We start from the raw sequence: 16,610 nt of genomic DNA on the forward strand, positions 1-16,610 counted from the left end.
ACGCCAGAAAATAGTAAACATCACTAGTTAAGTCAAAAAAACGAACACAGTCAAATTTATGGCGAAATTCTTGTCGAACAATAAAAATGACAATTAAACATTAACCGAACAGATGGTATACCTTCGTCGCGTTCTTCGCATTCTGGATTTGAGTCATTTCATCGACGACTGCTTGACGCTCCCCGGTTGCAACATCAATCAGTTGCCTGTAGACCCCCAACAACTCCTCGAGATTGCTGCGCAGAGCCGGCTCGTCAGCAGGTGCTTCGCTGACCACCGCATCGACACATTCGCGACACGCCAGGTCAAGTTTGACGATAGCCTCCCAGTCGCGTTCGGCAAGCGCCCCCACCAGGGCTTCCCGGGTTTCCTCGATACGCTTGAGCGCAGCACTCATCTTGTTGTTCTCCTCAGGGCAGCAACTTATTGTTGTGCTTGTGCGGTACCGATAGCGTCCCAGCCTTCCTTGACGGTAATCAGCAGCCCGGCAACCTCGTCGAGCATCTTCTGATCGTTGCGTGCGTTGGCTTCGGCCAAACGCGTCATCATGTAGTGATAAAGGCTGTCCTGCCTGACCAGCGCTTCGCTGGGGGCGTTGTCCAGGTCAAGCCCTTCACGCAGACCACCTACAATACCGATAGCCTTGCTGATGAACACGCCTTTGCTGGCGACGTCCTTGCGTGCCATGGCACCCTTGGCTTGAGCGATACGGTCGAGGCCACCCTCCATCAACATTTGAACCAGACGGTGAGGACTGGCTTCCGAGGTCTGAGCCTGGGAGCCGATCTTCTGATACTGCCGCAACGCTAACATCGGATTCATAAAGGGGACCTCGTCGCAAATCCATAATACTGATACTCAAGCTATCGACGCATGGCGCAGAAACTTTAGCCCAAAAGCAGAAACCCGACACGGAGTCGGGTTCTGGGTACTTCTGTAAAACGAATTTAAGAAGCGTTTTTCTGCGCGTTCATCGCTTCGAAGATCGAAGTGATACTGGTAGCGGTCGCCTTGAGCTGCCCGACCACCAGGTCCATGGCGTTGTATTTACTGGTCAGACTGGTCGTCAAGCTGGCAATACGACGATCAAGAGCGTCCTGATCGCTGGCAATACGGGTCTGTATTTTATTGAGACTGCTCGTCTTGCTTGCCAGAACACCGTCAGACTTTGTGTAGGGCAGAAGCGCCTTGGTCATACGCGAAACCAGGCCGCCATCAACCGTACCGTCGGCATTTGTTGCACCCGTACCAGTGAACATCGTCTGAATCTGACTGCCCAGTTTTTTATCGTTCAGCGCTGCTGTGAATGTAGCAGTGTCCAGTGACAGCGTACCGTTGGACTGCTCGGTCTTGATGCCCAACTGCGAAAGAGCACTAAGGCCGGCACTTGAAGAGGCACTCGCCAGCTGATCACGGATAGTCGCCAACAGCGCGCGCGGCGTAGCATCACCAGTAAGGGCGGCCGCCGTGTAAACACCCTTGTCGCTGATCGAGCCCTTGGTCAGGGAAGTCACCAAAGTGGCCAGCGTGTTGTAGGAGTCCACAAAGGACTGCAGCGACGCCTTCAACCCATCGGTATTGGTCGCCACCGTGACGGTAGTGGTTGCTCCAGCAGCACTTGGCGCGACCAGATCGAACGTCAGCCCGGAAATCGCGGTACTGATTGTATTCGTCTTACTGGTCAGGCTCAGGCCGTCAACAGTGAAAGCAGCGTCCTTGGCGGTCGCAGTAATCGCGCCAGCACCGGGAATCGCCTTGCCGTTGGCATCGGTCCCCGTACTGGTATCGCTCATCAGCTTGGTGCCATCGATATTCAGCGCTTCCTGACCGGAAGCACCCACGACCGAAATGTCACTGCCCTTGCCGGTGGTGGTAGAACTGAAAACGAGACGGGCACCATTGTCATCGTTGATGATGTTGGCAGTAATGCCTTTACCCTGCAGCGACGAGTTGATCTTGTCGCGCACTTCCTGCAACGTCGAAGTACTGTCAATCTTGACATCGTAGTCAGTGCCATTCTGAGTGATTTTCAGGGTACCACTCGGAATAGCACTCGCCTGCGTGGAATTCAGCGCGGCTGTGGCCACCTTTGAAGGCGTTGCCAGCTGGGTGACACCGATCGCGTAAGTACCGTTGACGGCCGTATTGCCAGCAGTTGCCTTTACCACTGCTTCGTTGGCAGATGTCGCAGCAAAGCCCTGAAACGCAGGCGTCGTGGAACTGCCCAGAGTATCAAGAGTTTTCTGGAACGCAGCCAGTGCCGACGTCAGCTGACTCACACCCGACAGCGATGCGGTTGTCGCGGCGGTCTGCTTGTCGATCTGGTTTTGCTTGGGCGCTTTCTCTGCGCCCACCAGACCTTCGACAATGGACGTGATTGCCAGACCCGAACCCAGGCCTGTTGTAGATGTAATTGGACTAGCCATTTTGCTTCTCCCTTCAAGAATGTCACCGGTTTTACCGCCTTTTCACAGGTCTCGCAAAACGGCAACAAATACCGTACTGACAATCAGGCCTTGGCGCGGAACAACAAACTGTTCGCATCACTCAGGCTATCGGCCAGCTTCAGGATTTCTGCATTGGGAATTTGTCTTACCACTTCACCCGAGTCACTGGCAATGACCTTGACGATCACTTTGCCAGAAGCTTCATCGATCGAAAACTCGAGATTGCGCTTCACCGAATGAAAAAATTTCTGGATGTCTTCTGCCGCGGCTTTGACTTTCGCCTCGTCGTGGGAGTCATCCTTGTGCAGATCTGAGCCTTTACTTTCCGCTGTGGCGGCAACACGCTCGACTGACGGCGTATCGGCAGGCTTGTCAACAGACTTGTCCGGCACTGGAGCCTGACTCGCCGGTTGGGCGGCCGGATAAGAAACGTTCAGCTTTACACTCATATCCATAACCATCACCTCCGAAAGTAAAAAAGCGAGAGAGCGCTATTACGCACTCCCCCGCTAAAACTCATGTCGCTATTACTGAAGCAGTTTCAGTACAGCGGATGGCAGCTGGTTAGCCTGAGCCAGAACAGAGGTGGAAGCCTGTTGCAGGGTCTGTTGCTTGGTCAGCTGTGCAGTTTCAGCAGCGAAGTCGGTATCTTGTACGCGACCCAGTGCAGCACTGGCGTTTTCGTTGATGTTCTGCAGGTTGGAGATGGTGCTGGTCAGACGGTTTTGTGCAGCACCGAGGTCAGCACGGGTGGAGTTGATGGTCTGCAGAGCCGAGTCGATGGCGGCGATAGCGGCAGAGAAGTTGGTCTCTGCAGTGGTGCTATCGGAACCAGCGATGGTCACAGCAGAACCGACACCCAGGGTGTTGGCGTCGAAGCTTGCGCTCAGAGTCAGAGTGATCTGGTTCGAAGCGCCAGAGTTGGAGCCGACCTGGAAAGTCATGGTGCTGGCGGAACCGTCGAGCAGGTTCTTGCCGTTCAGGTTGGTACTTTGAGCGATACGGGTCAGCTCGGAACTCATCGCGGTGAATTCTTTGTTCAGCGCGTCACGGTCAGTCGAGCTGTTGCTGTCGTTTCGCGACTGAACAGCCAGTTCACGCATACGCTGCAGAATGTTGGTCGACTCTTGCAGTGCGCCTTCAGCGGTCTGCGCCAGAGACATACCGTCGTTGGCGTTTTTGATCGCCATTGTCTGACCACGGATCTGCGAAGTGATCTTGGTAGCGATTTGCAGGCCGGCAGCGTCATCTTTGGCGCTGTTGATTTTCAGACCGGAAGACAGACGAGTCATCGAGGTCGAAAGTGCGTCGGAAGCGCGACCCAGGTTCTTCTGGACGTTCAACGATGCTACGTTGGTGTTTACTGTTAAAGCCATGATGAATTCCTCGTTGGTTTGGTACTACGTGGCTTCCGGCCCCTGCAAGCGCCGGGTGTGCCTAGAGAACCTTCGTAATAGTTATCGTCGCGATGGCAGGTTGCTTGAGTGTTTTTTTTGAATATTTTGCCATCATGCCTGTACCCCTTATAAAACAAGGGTTTGAGACGAAACCAAACCAACATGACGCGAGAAAACCCGTTGTCTGAACTTCACGTTCCAGAAGGAGCAGGCCACTGTAGAAGTTCAAAAATGTGACCAGAATCGATTATTCAAAAAAAAGCGCCCGGTGAACTAGGGTCTGTTCCCGTTTCACATTGGCAGCCACAGAAAAGCGCAGGCCATTGCTATGACGCTTTCATAGTTTCTCTTGAGTTTGTCGAACCGAGAAGCCGCCGCCCGGAAATGCTTCAACCGGGCAAAGGCGTTTTCTACGAGATGTCGATTGCGATATAACCCTTTGTCCAGATCTGCGTTCCCTTTCAGAGAATTGCGCTTTCGTGGAATCACCACTTTGCTGCCTTGCTGCTCGACCTGAGCGCGTATCGCTTCAGTGTCGTAGCCCTTGTCCGCAATGATCACTTCTGCATTGGGCATCTTGGCAATCAACGAGGCCGCCTGCGAACAATCATTGGTCTGGCCTCCGGTCACGTCAAATGCAATGGGCAGCCCACAAGCGTCTACAGCCAGGTGAATCTTGCTGGTGTTACCGGCTCGGCTTTTTCCGATGGCCTGGTCCTGCGTGCTGGCAGCACCTGCACTGTGCTGATGAGCCTTTACATAACTGCCATCAATGAAAACCCACTCCATGTCAGGATCGGTCATCAGCACCTCAAGCACCTTGACCCACTTGCCTGAAGCAGACCAGGCATTGAACCGCTTGTAGACCTTGCTCCAGTTTCCAAACGCTTTCGGCAGGTCTCGCCAAGGGCAACCCACACGCATGCGGTACAGCATGCCTTCAACCGTGGTGCGCAAATCTCGCTTGTTGTAGATCGATTCGTGCAGCAAAATTTCTCGAAGCTTCGGCCAGTGCTCATCACTGAGCATTAATCGGGGCATTGCAGGCTCGTATTGGTGTTGTGTGAGAACTCCAACAATACGGGCCTGTTCTCATAGAGATCAATGGGTTACGTCGAAACGGGAACAGACCCTAGTCACGGGCGCTGTTTTTAGCCTGCGGCGATTCAGGCTTTATAGATAATCGCAGAACCCCAGGAAAGCCCCACGCCAAAACCGCTCAGTGCTACTCGATGCCACGAAGAGTTGAGTACGTGCTTTTCAATCAGCAATGGAATGCTCGACGACACGGTGTTACCCGTTTCAACCATGTCCTTGAGAAATTTCTCGGGTTTGTCTTCAAAGCGGCGTGCCACGGCATCGACAATAGCAGCGCTGCCCTGATGAATGCAGAATGCATCGATATCGTCAGGCGTCAGGTCTGACTCTCCCAACAGTTCGTGCAGGTGCGCCGGTACTTTCAGCAGCGCAAAATTGAACACCTGACGACCGTTCATGAAAAACACGCCGTTGCTGACCTTCAAGTGCGGCGCACCCGAACCATCGGTGCCGAATTTTGCCTTGCCCAGTTGCCAGGCAGCGTCCTCGCCCATCCAGGTTGCTGTGGCTGCATCGCCAAACAACATGGTGGTGTTGCGGTCCTGCGGGTCGACGATTTTCGAATACGGGTCAGCGGTTATAAGCAGGCCGTTTTTGAGCCCTGCTGCCTCCATGAACCCCTTGATCGCGTAGATGCCATAGACATAGCCGGAACAGCCCAGTGAAATGTCGAACGCAGCGACATTGGTCGACAGACCCAGCTTGTCCTGAACGATGGCTGCGGTATGCGGCAGCCCCTCTTCGTCACCGTTCTGGGTGACGACGATCAAAACGTCAATACTTTCGCGCTTGAGCTGCGGGTTGTTGGCAAACAGGGTATTGGCCGCTTCAACGCACAGGTCCGAGGTTTCCTGGCCAGCGTCTTTACGCGGCAGGAACGTGGAACCGATTTTCCCGAGGATGAAATCTTCATCCTTGCCGAAACTGGCACCTTGAGCGTAGTTATCCACGCCAGCAGTGGGCACGTAACTCGCTATGCTTTTAATGCCAATCATCATGGCTTCCCGATGAGTAAACAGGTCATTTTTCGTCCCGATAAGAATCAGGGCGCTACCGAATAAGGGTGATTGCAGACATTTTCAGGGCGCAAGGCGTGTGAAAGCAAGCCAGGCGCGTGTCGCTCCCTGTAACACAATACAGTGAAGATGCACGTTATGACCCGCAGGTCACGCCGGTTTGCACGCTTTGCGATTATTGGCGGAGGGAAAAAACAAAATGCTGCCGCAGCAGGAGGGCGACGATCCGGCCGTAAAACAGCCGGATCGCGTGATGCATGCAGCTTAAACCACCAGTGTGAACCCCTTGCCGTCGAGATCGAGATTGGCGTTATAGGCTTCGTCCTGGGCAAAATGCGCCGCCCACTTTCCGGCCAGCGCGCCAAGCGCTGGTTCGGGAGCATTTACCACGCCTGAATGCACCACCTGAACATGCGGGGTCCAGACCGTCAGATAGCCCGCCTGCGCCGCCTTCAGGCACAGGTCGACATCGCCCAGAGACTCGGCAAAAGCCTCTTCGTCCAGCCCGCCCAGTGAGTCGTACAACGCTTTGGCAATCATCAGGCAGGCCGATGACACCGCGGAGTAGTTCTGCTCGACCACCAGCCGCTGCATATAACCGCGCGACGTCTTTGGCTCGCCAACGAAACCGGAACCGACACCGCCATTAAGTCCCAGAACAAGACCTGCCTGAGTAATGGTTCCTTCACGATCAACCAGACGGACCCCGACCACGCCCACTTCCGGACGTTGTGCCTGGTTGAGCAGCGACTCGATCCAGCCGACATTGACGATCTGGCTTTCGGCATCCAGCAGAATCAGGTACTCGCCCCTGGCTTCCTGGCTGACCAGATTGCGCAAGGCGGCCGTGCTGACACGCTGCTCGGCGCGGAATACGCGTACCCGGCTGGACAGCTGTTGCTGCTGATCAAGCCACGTCGATAATTCGGCAGAGGTGCTGGCGTTATCACCGATCAACACTTCATAGCGCTGATAGCGGGTGCGTTGCAGGATACTGTGCAGGCAACGTTGCAGTTCCGGCAGATTGTCCTGACTGTGGAGCAGAATCGAGACCACCGGCCGATGGGCATGGCGATAATCGATCTTGTAGGTGCCGGGCAACGCCGAGCTGACCTCAGCCTGATAACCCCGCTGCCCTAGATGACGCGTCAGCGCCTTTTGTTCGTCCTGATTCTCTTCAAGCTCGGGGGCATCGCAGATCAGTACCGGCTCGCTCAAATGCGCCAGACCGCTCATGCCGCCTTGCTCGATCAGGCGCAGCAGCAGGTCGAATTCCAGCGCCTTGGGAAACTCTCGCGAATAGCCGCCCGCCTCGACCAGCAGTTCGCGGCGAATCAGCCAGTGCCGAGCGGCCAGCGTCGGCACACTTTGCAGCAGATCGAGGTTGAAGCCCGGACGGAACAACGGCGCCAGGGTGCCGTTGGCTTGACGGTGAATTTCATCCACAGCAACGGCTCGGCACTGCCCGGCGTCAATCAGCTCGGCGCTGGCCAGCAGCAGACCGCTGCGGGTGAACTCTTCACCCGCCTGCGCCAGCATCAGCCAGTCGCTGGAAGCCTGTTTGACGACCTGATTGATCTTGTCGACATAGTTGCTTTCGGTGACTTTGACGAAGTGCAGTGTGTCGTTCAGGCTGGTGGTTGTCGGCAGATCACCGGTGGTGAATACCACGACCTTGAACGCTCGATAATGGCTGTTGATAAGGCTGTCGAAGGTTGCCTGCAGCTTGAACACGTCGGCGTCCAGATCAAGCAGCAAAATACCGATTTGCGAACCTGCTGGCCGACGCGTCAGCTGCGTGGTGAGCTTTTTCAGTTGTGCCGGTGCCGGATCACGCGCATCGAGCCAGTCGAGCAACTTGCCGGAAGGCATGCCACGCAACAGCTGACTGTTATCGAAAGCGGAATCAGCCTGCAGACGCTGGCCCCAGGCAACGATGCGCTCGGCGCGCTCGATGTCGTCCTCGTCCTCGGACTTGCCCAACTCATCGGCCAGACGTTGCACGACGCTGTGACTGAAGGAGTAGTGTGCATAGGCTTGCCACAGACGGCTCAAAAGCGACTCGGCGTCCGGATTGCTCTGTACGCGCAACAGCTCGGCCTGCTTCACCAGCACGGACTCCAGCCCTTCCATCTGCACCTGCCCTGCCGGCAAGAGATGGATCAGAAACTCGATTTGCGCCAGTTCGTCGAACAACGGCTGGTTGTAGAACGGCAGTTCAACGAACTGGCGAGGCTCGAACTGCGCATCTGCCTGCGTCAGGGCAACGTTCCACGCTGAACTGATGATTTTTTCGCCGCCCTGATACGGCTGGGTTTCGAGGCATTCAGCCATGGCTGCCAGGCCGGCCAGTACAGCATGCTCGCCCTGCTCACCTTGCAGATCGCGGCTATTGCCGAGCGACGAAACAATCAGGCGCGCAAGCGTTTCGCGCTCGGCTTTGGCCTTGGGGTCGATATGCTTGACTGCGCATGCAATGGCAGCGCCATAGCGATGCTCTGCCTCCTTGCCGGCGTTGACGTGCAACGCATAGGGAATGGGCAGGATGCGCAAGGCAGCAGCCGCAACCAGAAAGGCCATATGGCCGATTTCCTGCCAGTGCAGCTCGGTGCCCTCAGGCACTGACGTGAACCACTGACGCGCCAGCCCGGTCCGGGTCACGGCGTTGAGCAGTGACACGCTCTGACCCATGAAACTCAGAAGCCGCTCGTCGGCCTGATCAGACGCGTAGTCCTCATGAACCTTGCGGTCGCGGCGGAAATAATCTACGTGATCGACGTAAGCCTGGTAACCCAGGCTATAGCCCTGGCAAGCACCGTAACGCTCGTTGCTTTCAAGGAAACTCACGGCCTCGGTCAGTGCGTCAGGCAGCAGGAAACTGTCGACCTGCGCGTACACCACAAAGGGCGTGGACACCTGCTTGAGGCCTTCTGCAATTCTGGCGCTGAGCCCGGTTTCACTGAGGGCGGCGTTGTGGATGTACTGCAGCCCGGCACGCTCCGCAAACTGCGCGTCGGGCGCAGGCGAGGCATCGACCACAATCACATTGCACGGATAACTGCCGTAGTACTTCAGCGCACGACGCAGGAAATCCGGCTGATTCTCGGCGAGCAACAGCAGGGTCAAACGCTGGCTCAACGGGGTGGTTTCATTTCCAGAATGGCTTTGCATGAGCTTTCCTTGATAGCGTGCCGATCGCGTCTCTAATCCTGGTGACCAGAAGAAACCCTGATAACCAAAAGACCCGGTCAACGCAAGAGCAAACAACACAGCTCCAGCCATCAGTGACTGGAGCGCATTAAACAGGTCGGGTCAGTCGGGCAACCAGCCGTTAGCCCAATATTGCAGGTTTTCTCCACGCAACATGAAATCGCGCAAGACGGTTTCGCGCAATTCGTCGCCCATACGATAGCTCGCATTGGGGTCTGACAGGTGCATGCGAATCGCCTGCAACCATTCTTCGGAGCTGTTGGTGTAGACCCGGGTAGCCGGCAAATGGCCCCGGTACGCCTCGGTGTCCGAACAGATGACCGGGTAGCCGCACGCACCGTACTCCAGCAGCCGCAGATTGCTCTTGCAGTCATTGAAGATATGAAATTCCAGCGGTGCCAGGGCCAGATCGAGGTTCAGGCTGGCCAGTTTGGCCGGGTAGGTTTGCAGGCTTACAGCTGTGTGATACTCATGAATGTAAGGCTTGAGCAAATCCGGGCACATGCCGAAGAACACCCACTCGACCTCATCGGCCAGTTCACGCACGACATCGACAATCAATTCCAGGTCGCCCCGATGACTGGTCCCGCCGCCCCAGCCGATGCGCGGCTTGCCGGAAGTGCGACGCTGGCTTTTGAGGCTGCTCCACAAGTGCGTCGCCAACATGTTCGGTACGACACGAATATCGCTGTGCATGCTCGACAGCACCTGAGCCAGTGGCTGGGTAGACACCACCACTCGGTCGCACAGGCCTATGCCCTTGCGCAGCATCTCGGCAATGTTGTCGGGCATGCTGCGCCGGTGCTCGTTGCGCTCGGGCACATCGATGATGTAGTCATCCAGTTCAAAAATGCGCATGGCACTGGAGTAGTTTTTGGCCAGAACGATGTCTTTGATCTTGGGTTCGGAATAACGCCCTTGAAAAACGATGACGTCCGGACGCTGGCGCTCGATCTCGACGGGCGTAGTCGACTCATAGGACATTCGGCCTACCACTCGCCCGGCTGTCATCAACTCAAGCAAGGGTTGGCTGACACGGTAGTGGCCTACCGCCGACGAGTTGACCAGCATGCCCAGAATCGAAGGCAGATGGCGGGTGCAGAACGGTTCCCAGCCCATTTGCAGACCTGGGTCAAGATCGAACGCCTGCACTTCACTGAGCTGAAGATTGGGGTTATAGGCCGGGTCCCGGGCCATTTTCGGCAGCCATTTTTCAAAGAACGATTGCTGCTCTTTATCCAGCGCCTGACGAGACGTTTCAGAGCGCTCGGCGGCGGCAGGCTCGGCCAATACCAGTGACGAATCGGGTGTGCCGACAATCAGGTAGCCGTCACGCCCGACCCGCATGCACAGGTCCAGATCCTGCAGCCCCTGAGTGAAGGTTGCTGCTTGCATGCCGCCTGCGTGGTCGAACACTTCCTTGCGGACCATCAGGCAATTGCCACTGACCGCGCTCCAGTTCTGTGTCAACTGCAAGCGCTGCATGTAGCTGCTTGAGCCTGTCGGATAATTGATGAAGGGCCGACCCGCCAGCCCGTCCATGCCCATCACCATCCCTGCATAGAGAATATTACCCTGAGGGGTAAGGATTCGTGGACCGACGATACCGACTTCGGGGCGCTGAGCATGATTGAGCAGGCCTTGCAGCCAGTCAGCCTGATGCAGCACGGCATGTGGGCTGAGCATGAGCAGATAATCGCCGTTGGCGTGCCGGGCGGCGAGGTTCTGGGCGCTGGCTTCGCTGCCGGGCTCGGTCAGCGCATAAATGCGCAGCTTGTCGCTGCCCAGCTCACTCATCGCGGCAAACCAGGCGCGGGTATCGGCGCCCTCGCTGGCGTTGTCGACGATCAGCACTTCAAAATAAGGGTAAGTCGTGTTGCTGAGCAGGCTTTCTACACAGCGCTCCAGGGCTGCCAGTTGATCCCGGGTGGTAATGATCACCGATACCAGCGGGCTTGTAGCATGCCGGTACTCGATCCGGTTCAGCAGTGGCAACTGATCATGGTGGATGACGTGCTCTCGGCCAATGCGCGAAAGATGGGCCGATACGACCGACTCGTTATGCTCGATCACCTGAGGCAGCGAAAGCCATTCAGCGTAGGTCAGGGTCGATTCAACCTGAACCTCGGCGATGTGTTCGACAGACTGAGGCCCGACGCCTTCCACCAGACGCCAGATGAAATCGTGCGGTGCCAGTTCGCCGTGCACAGGGTCGAAGCCGCCTGTGTCCAGCAGATTGCGGCGCTGGAACGCCAGCGTGCGGCCAACGTAAGGATAGGCCCGCATCAGGTCCAGGTTGAAATCAGGCTTGAAGATCGGCTCGCTGGATTTCCCATCGACCAGCGCGCCTTCGTCGCTGTAAATGCACAATAGGCCCTCGCTTTGCGCGACTCGCTCTGCCAGCACCAGCAGTGACGGCCGAGTCAGCCGGTCACCGGCACGCAGCAGATAAACCCAATCGGCGTTCTCCAGCAGCGGCAGCACTTCGTTCAGTTGGCGCGCCCAATCCGGCTGCAACGAGAAACGCAGCACCTGCGGATCGTCAACATCGGCATTGGTCAACACAACCACTGAATCAGCGGCGTAATCCTGCTCGGCAATGCTGCGCAGGGTGATATCCAGCCCTTCGGCATCGCCAAACGGGTCAACGACCACCGGAACGATGCGCGGCTGCCACGTCCAGTGTCCGATGCGTTTCTCGATCAGTTTTCTCTGCGGGGCGGTAAATTGCCGACACGACAGCCATTCAGTGTAGAGCTCGGCGTAGGTTTCGCTCTTGCTGCCCACCCTGCTGTGCATGACACCCTGACGACTGGCCATTATCCCGTAAATGCCGACCTCGTCCCACTCGCGGGGCTGCTCCAGCGCCTTGCGCAAGGGCAAAAAGCGCACCCAGCCCTGGGCCGGGGCCTGCTCACCGCTACGTGCCTTGAGCATTTCGCTCAGCCAGCCCCATTCAGTGGCGGCCTTTTGAATCACGTCGGGCTGGCCGCTGAAACGATCCGGGTGCCGGCGCTCGACGTTTTGAATAGTATGCAGCGCCACCAGGTTGCCACGGCGCAACAGGCATATGAACAGGGCAAAATCCAGCAGTGCGATAAACCCCTGTCCCGACTGGGCAATCGAAGGCAGGTACTCCATAACATCGGCCCGGCGTATCAGAGCAGCACTGAACCCACCCAGATAATTGCGTGGCGTACGCTCGAAAATCGCCAGCATGTCCTCGCCTTTGAACACGGCGTCGTAGGGCACAAGCCCGACGTTTTCCAGACGGGGTGGCAATACATAGTCATCGATGTCGACCAGATGTCGTCGGCCAACCACCAGACTCACGTCTTCATAGGCATCCAGAACGCCTGCCTGATTAGCGATGAAGTACGGAAAGAGGCGGTCGTCGTCACACAGAAACTTGATGTATTCGCCGCGCGACTCTTCAAGGCACTTCAGCAGATTGGCCTGGAACCCCAGCCGCTGCGGGTTGCGCACGTAACGCGCAAGGTTGCTGGATGCAGGCACCAGTTCGTCGAAAACGGCCTTGATTTCATCGGTGCGGCAATCGTCGCAGACAATGATTTCCAGGTTGTCGTAAACCTGATTCAAGGCACTTTGTAGCGCGGCGCGGAAGAACCGGGGATTGAGGGCGGGAATGACGATACTGACGAGGGGGACTGAATTCACTATTGCAGACTCGCGAGCGGCGGGAAGTTACCGGTCAAGTAACCTCCCTCACCGCTGAAATAAAGACGGCGGATGCTCAATGCCAAGGTTACAGCTGGCTGAACAGGTTCAGCTTGGACAACTGGACAAATACCTGCTGAGAGGCATCCAGCATAGTCTTCTGCAACGTCAATCGGGTGGTGGCCTCAACGATATCGGCGTTGACGTAGGTGCCTTGCTCAACTGTGTTGTTACCCTTGAGCAAATCGTTGGTCGTGCCCTGCGCCGTCGCCGCCAATTGCCGTGCGCCGCCGGCGGAGCGCGCTGTGGACGCCTGGTCGATGCTGCTGGCAATGTTGCCAAGCGCCGAGCCCAATGCGGCATCAAGCTTTTGCGAGGCAACCAGATTGCCGTCAGTCGGTGTCGACAACGCCTTGATCGCTGCGGTCAGCGTATTGAGGATGTTCTCGGTCTGGTGCGTGCCGGACTCCACGACAAACTGGTCACCGGCTGCTGGCGTACCGCTGACCGTAAAATTGACGCCCGACGCATTGGCCGTCGAACCGGTCAACGTGCCACTCGACACGGGTTTGCTGCTGCTGGTCACGGGCGACGCATACAGGTCGTAGGCAGTGGCACTGGTGAACTTGAGAATCGCACCATTGGGCGGAAAGGTGTTGTTGAACGCCGTGCGGTCAGCCGTTGTGTTGCCCACTGCCGAACTGCTGATAGTAGCGGCCGACGTGTTGCCCGGGCTGCGCGACGCCGAAACCGTGTCCGGCGTCGAGGCCAGTTCATAGCTGCGATTGGTCAGTGCAGTAGCGGCCGTTGCAGGCGTGGCAGATTCGGCAGCTGACAGGTTGATGTTCATGGTCAGCTCGACACCGCGGAAGGTGAAGGTCTGATCAGCGAACGAGCCATAGCTGAATTTACCGGCAGTTGACGCATCGGTCGTGACGTCGGTGCCGCTGGCATCGGTAATCTTGAACTGCGTACCGCTGAGGAACGTCATGGTGTACGGTTCGCCAGCCTGATAGCCCGAGTTGTAGGCGCTGGTGGACGTCACCTGACCGCCAGTCAGGCCAACCTTGCCGTCGTCGGTCGCAGGCGAAAGCAGGGTCGAGGACGTACGGGTAGTGTTGACGGCTTGCTCGAACGCTTCATAGCCTGTGGTGTTGCTCGGTAAAACCAGGCCATCACCAATCGCCAGATTGACGCTGGTCTGGTCCCCGCTATAGCTGTAAGTACCATCGGCATTCTGCGCGTACGGCGGAGCCGAAGACTTGGACCCGGCAAAAATATACTGGCCGTTGGAGTCCTGGCTGTTCATCAAGCCGAGAAGCTGGCTCTGATACTGCTTGAGTTCAGCAGCCTTGGCCAGGCGGTCGGAATCGGTGTAGGCACCGTTGCCTGCCGATACGATCACTTCACGGGCTGTCTGCATCGTATCAACGATGCTGGTCAGCGCGGTCTCGGAATTGACGATGTTGGTATTGATCGTGCCGATGTTCGACGCGTACTGGGTCAGCATTGAGTTCTGCTGAGCCAGTTGCAGGACACGTGCAGCGCCTACCGGATCATCGCTGGCGGTATTGAGTTTGATGCCGCTGGAGACCTCTTCACTGGTCTTGAGCACATTCGAATAAGTACGCTGATAGTTGGTGTTGGTGGATTCGTAGAACTGGGTAGTTGAGATCCGCATGGTTCACGACTCCTTAAAGGCTGTTGATCAGCGTGCTGAAAATGGTTTGGGCCGCCTTGATGATCTGCGAAGAGGCGGTGTAGTACTGCTGATACTTGATCAGGTTGGCCGCTTCTTCATCGAGCGACACGCCGGAGACCGAATCACGCGCCGATTTGGCCTGTGCAACGACGGCAGCGCTGGCGGTGACATCGCTCTTGCCCTGCCCTGCCAGCGTACCGACCACCGAGACCAGATCGGCGTATGCGCCGGACAGGCTGGTGCCCACGCCGCCGTTGGTGACGCCGACAGTCTTGGCCGTCTGCAACCCTACTACTGCCAGCGCGTTGCGGTTGTCCGAAGAGCCGGCACCCGTCAGGCCGATGCTGAACGTGTCATTGACCAACGGCGAACCGGAGAGGGTCATCTGCACTTCGAATGCCGTCTTGCCGGCTGGCGTGGTGGTGTTGTCGGTGTAACCGATGCTCAGCTTTACAGCGTTGCTCTGACCCTGAATGATCGTGCCACTTACCGCGCTGCCATTCTGGTCGAGCACGGGCGCACCACTGGCATTGATCAGCGTGTAGCTCTGCACACCGGTACTGCTGACCGCACCCATCACCAGCTTCATCGGCGCGGAGTCTTTGATCGCGTTACGCAGGTCAGACGTCTGAACGCTGTTATAGATGTCCGATTTGGTATTGAGCACTGGCTGCGTGAAGCCACCTGTACCCGAGTTGCTGGCCCCGGCAGTAGCGGTCAATGGCGCGGCGGCTGCAATGTCCTTGGGATCGGTCAACACCACCGAGATACCCGAGGCGCCGTTGCGTGTCGGAGTGACCTTGAAAACGTCGCCAGCAGCCAGCGCATTGCCATTGAGGCTGACACTGAAGCCATCGAACTGTTTGGGCGGGTTGTCAGTCAGCGCACCGGTGCCGACGCTTTCGCCGTTGGGCAGGCGACGAACCGTGAAGTTGGAGGCGTCGCTGAAGGTGACTTCATAATCGTCGGCGGTCAGTTTGCTGGTATCGCCAATGGTCACGTCCAGGTTGCCGGAACCGGCACTGTTGGTGGTCTTGCCGGTACTGCGCTGCGAAATGGCGTCGGCACTGTTGATGTTGGAATACAGGCTGGAACCGAAGTTGCCTTTGCTGTCGATGCCCTGGCTCATCTGGCTGTTGACCTGATCGGCCAGCACCATCGCGGCACGGCCAAGCTCATTGGTCGCAGGCACCAGCACATCGGAGCGATAGCGCAGCAGACCGCCAATCGAGCCACCGCTGATCACCGAGGTGACGTCAGTCTTGGTCTGGCCGTAAGCGATTTGTACGTTGTACTGCAGAGGATCGGCAGGGCTCGGGGTCGCCGACATGGTGTACGACGTGCCACCGCTGACCAGCGATTGGCCGGTGCCGGTGTAGATATCGTAGTTGCCGTTGTTCTCGATTACCTTGACACCCACCAGCCCGTTGAGCTGGCGCACAGTCTCATTGCGCGAATCGAGCAGCGAATTGGGCGTAGTGTTACCAGCCCCTGCCTGAGTGATCTGCTTGTTCAGGCTTGCCAGGGTCGTGGTCAGCTCGTTGACCTGTTTGGTGAAGGTGGTGAGCTGGGCATTGACGTTGTCATTCTGCGACGACAACTGTGAAGCGACCGAATTGAAGCGTGAGCTCAACGCAGAAGCCTGAGTCAGAAATGCCGAACGGTCCGACGACTGGGTAGCGTTGGTGGCAATGCCCTGCATCTTGGTGAAAAAGTCGGCCAGCTGCGTGGACACGCCAGTGGCGCTATCGGACAGCAGCGTATCGGTCTTGCTGGCCTGGCCGGAGTACGCAACCGCGTCGGCGCTCAGGGCAGTACTGGTTTGCAATTGGGCATCAAGGTAGCTGTTGTAGATACGACGCACGTCGGACAGCGTCGTACCGGTGCCTATATAACCGACACCCAGGCCGATATTGATCTGTGCCGAAGCCGTGGTCATTACCTGCTGACGCGAGTAACCGGCGGTATCCACGTTGGCCGTGTTGTTACCGATGGTGTTGATCGCGGCACTGCTGGCATTGATACCTGAGAGCCCAATTGAAATCAGCGACATGATTCAAAA

The 16,610-nt window shown here is 57.1% G+C and carries 11 protein-coding genes; all 11 read right to left on the bottom strand.

Annotated elements, in window-relative coordinates; genetic code table 11:
* Nucleotides 1-100: 100 nt before the first annotated feature.
* The 11 genes from fliT to flgK all read right to left on the bottom strand — a co-directional run bounded on the left by fliT (nucleotide 101) and on the right by flgK (nucleotide 16,601).
* Nucleotides 101-397 carry a flagellar protein FliT gene (fliT, locus tag AC4ANK_RS18290; protein ID WP_002554297.1) on the bottom strand — a complete coding sequence of 99 codons (297 nt, stop codon included), beginning with the start codon at nucleotides 395-397 and terminating at the stop codon, nucleotides 101-103.
* Nucleotides 398-423: 26 nt separating this feature from the next.
* On the bottom strand, nucleotides 424-822 hold the full coding sequence (gene fliS, locus AC4ANK_RS18295) for a flagellar export chaperone FliS (RefSeq protein WP_002554298.1): 399 nt from the start codon (nucleotides 820-822) through the stop codon (nucleotides 424-426).
* A 125-nt stretch (nucleotides 823-947) separates the two neighbouring features.
* Nucleotides 948-2,426, bottom strand: coding sequence for a flagellar filament capping protein FliD (gene fliD, locus AC4ANK_RS18300; RefSeq protein ID WP_002554299.1), 1,479 nt, complete (start codon nucleotides 2,424-2,426; stop codon nucleotides 948-950).
* 83 nt (nucleotides 2,427-2,509) lie between these two features.
* Nucleotides 2,510-2,902 carry a flagellar protein FlaG gene (locus tag AC4ANK_RS18305; RefSeq protein WP_002554300.1) on the bottom strand — a complete coding sequence of 131 codons (393 nt, stop codon included), beginning with the start codon at nucleotides 2,900-2,902 and terminating at the stop codon, nucleotides 2,510-2,512.
* 72 nt (nucleotides 2,903-2,974) lie between these two features.
* Nucleotides 2,975-3,823: a flagellin domain-containing protein gene (locus tag AC4ANK_RS18310; protein WP_002554301.1), complete on the bottom strand. Its 849-nt coding sequence runs from the start codon at nucleotides 3,821-3,823 to the stop codon at nucleotides 2,975-2,977.
* A 312-nt stretch (nucleotides 3,824-4,135) separates the two neighbouring features.
* Nucleotides 4,136-4,885, bottom strand: a complete 750-nt coding sequence (locus AC4ANK_RS18315) for an IS5 family transposase (RefSeq protein ID WP_460382697.1) — start codon at nucleotides 4,883-4,885, stop codon at nucleotides 4,136-4,138.
* Nucleotides 4,886-5,010: 125 nt separating this feature from the next.
* The gene (locus AC4ANK_RS18320) at nucleotides 5,011-5,937 is read right to left on the bottom strand and encodes a ketoacyl-ACP synthase III (RefSeq protein ID WP_002554302.1); all 927 of its coding nucleotides are present in this window, start codon (nucleotides 5,935-5,937) and stop codon (nucleotides 5,011-5,013) included.
* A gap of 285 nt (nucleotides 5,938-6,222) precedes the next feature.
* Nucleotides 6,223-9,129, bottom strand: a complete 2,907-nt coding sequence (locus AC4ANK_RS18325) for a glycosyltransferase (RefSeq protein ID WP_460384829.1) — start codon at nucleotides 9,127-9,129, stop codon at nucleotides 6,223-6,225.
* Between the two features lie 141 nt (nucleotides 9,130-9,270).
* Nucleotides 9,271-12,846, bottom strand: a complete 3,576-nt coding sequence (locus AC4ANK_RS18330; RefSeq protein WP_031595794.1) for a glycosyltransferase — start codon at nucleotides 12,844-12,846, stop codon at nucleotides 9,271-9,273.
* 88 nt (nucleotides 12,847-12,934) lie between these two features.
* Nucleotides 12,935-14,527, bottom strand: a complete 1,593-nt coding sequence (locus AC4ANK_RS18335) for a flagellar hook-associated protein 3 (RefSeq protein ID WP_002554305.1) — start codon at nucleotides 14,525-14,527, stop codon at nucleotides 12,935-12,937.
* 13 nt (nucleotides 14,528-14,540) lie between these two features.
* On the bottom strand, nucleotides 14,541-16,601 hold the full coding sequence (gene flgK, locus AC4ANK_RS18340; RefSeq protein ID WP_002554306.1) for a flagellar hook-associated protein FlgK: 2,061 nt from the start codon (nucleotides 16,599-16,601) through the stop codon (nucleotides 14,541-14,543).
* Between the last annotated feature and the right edge of the window lie 9 nt (nucleotides 16,602-16,610).

It is taken from the genome of Pseudomonas sp. Pmew2, assembly GCF_058129885.1.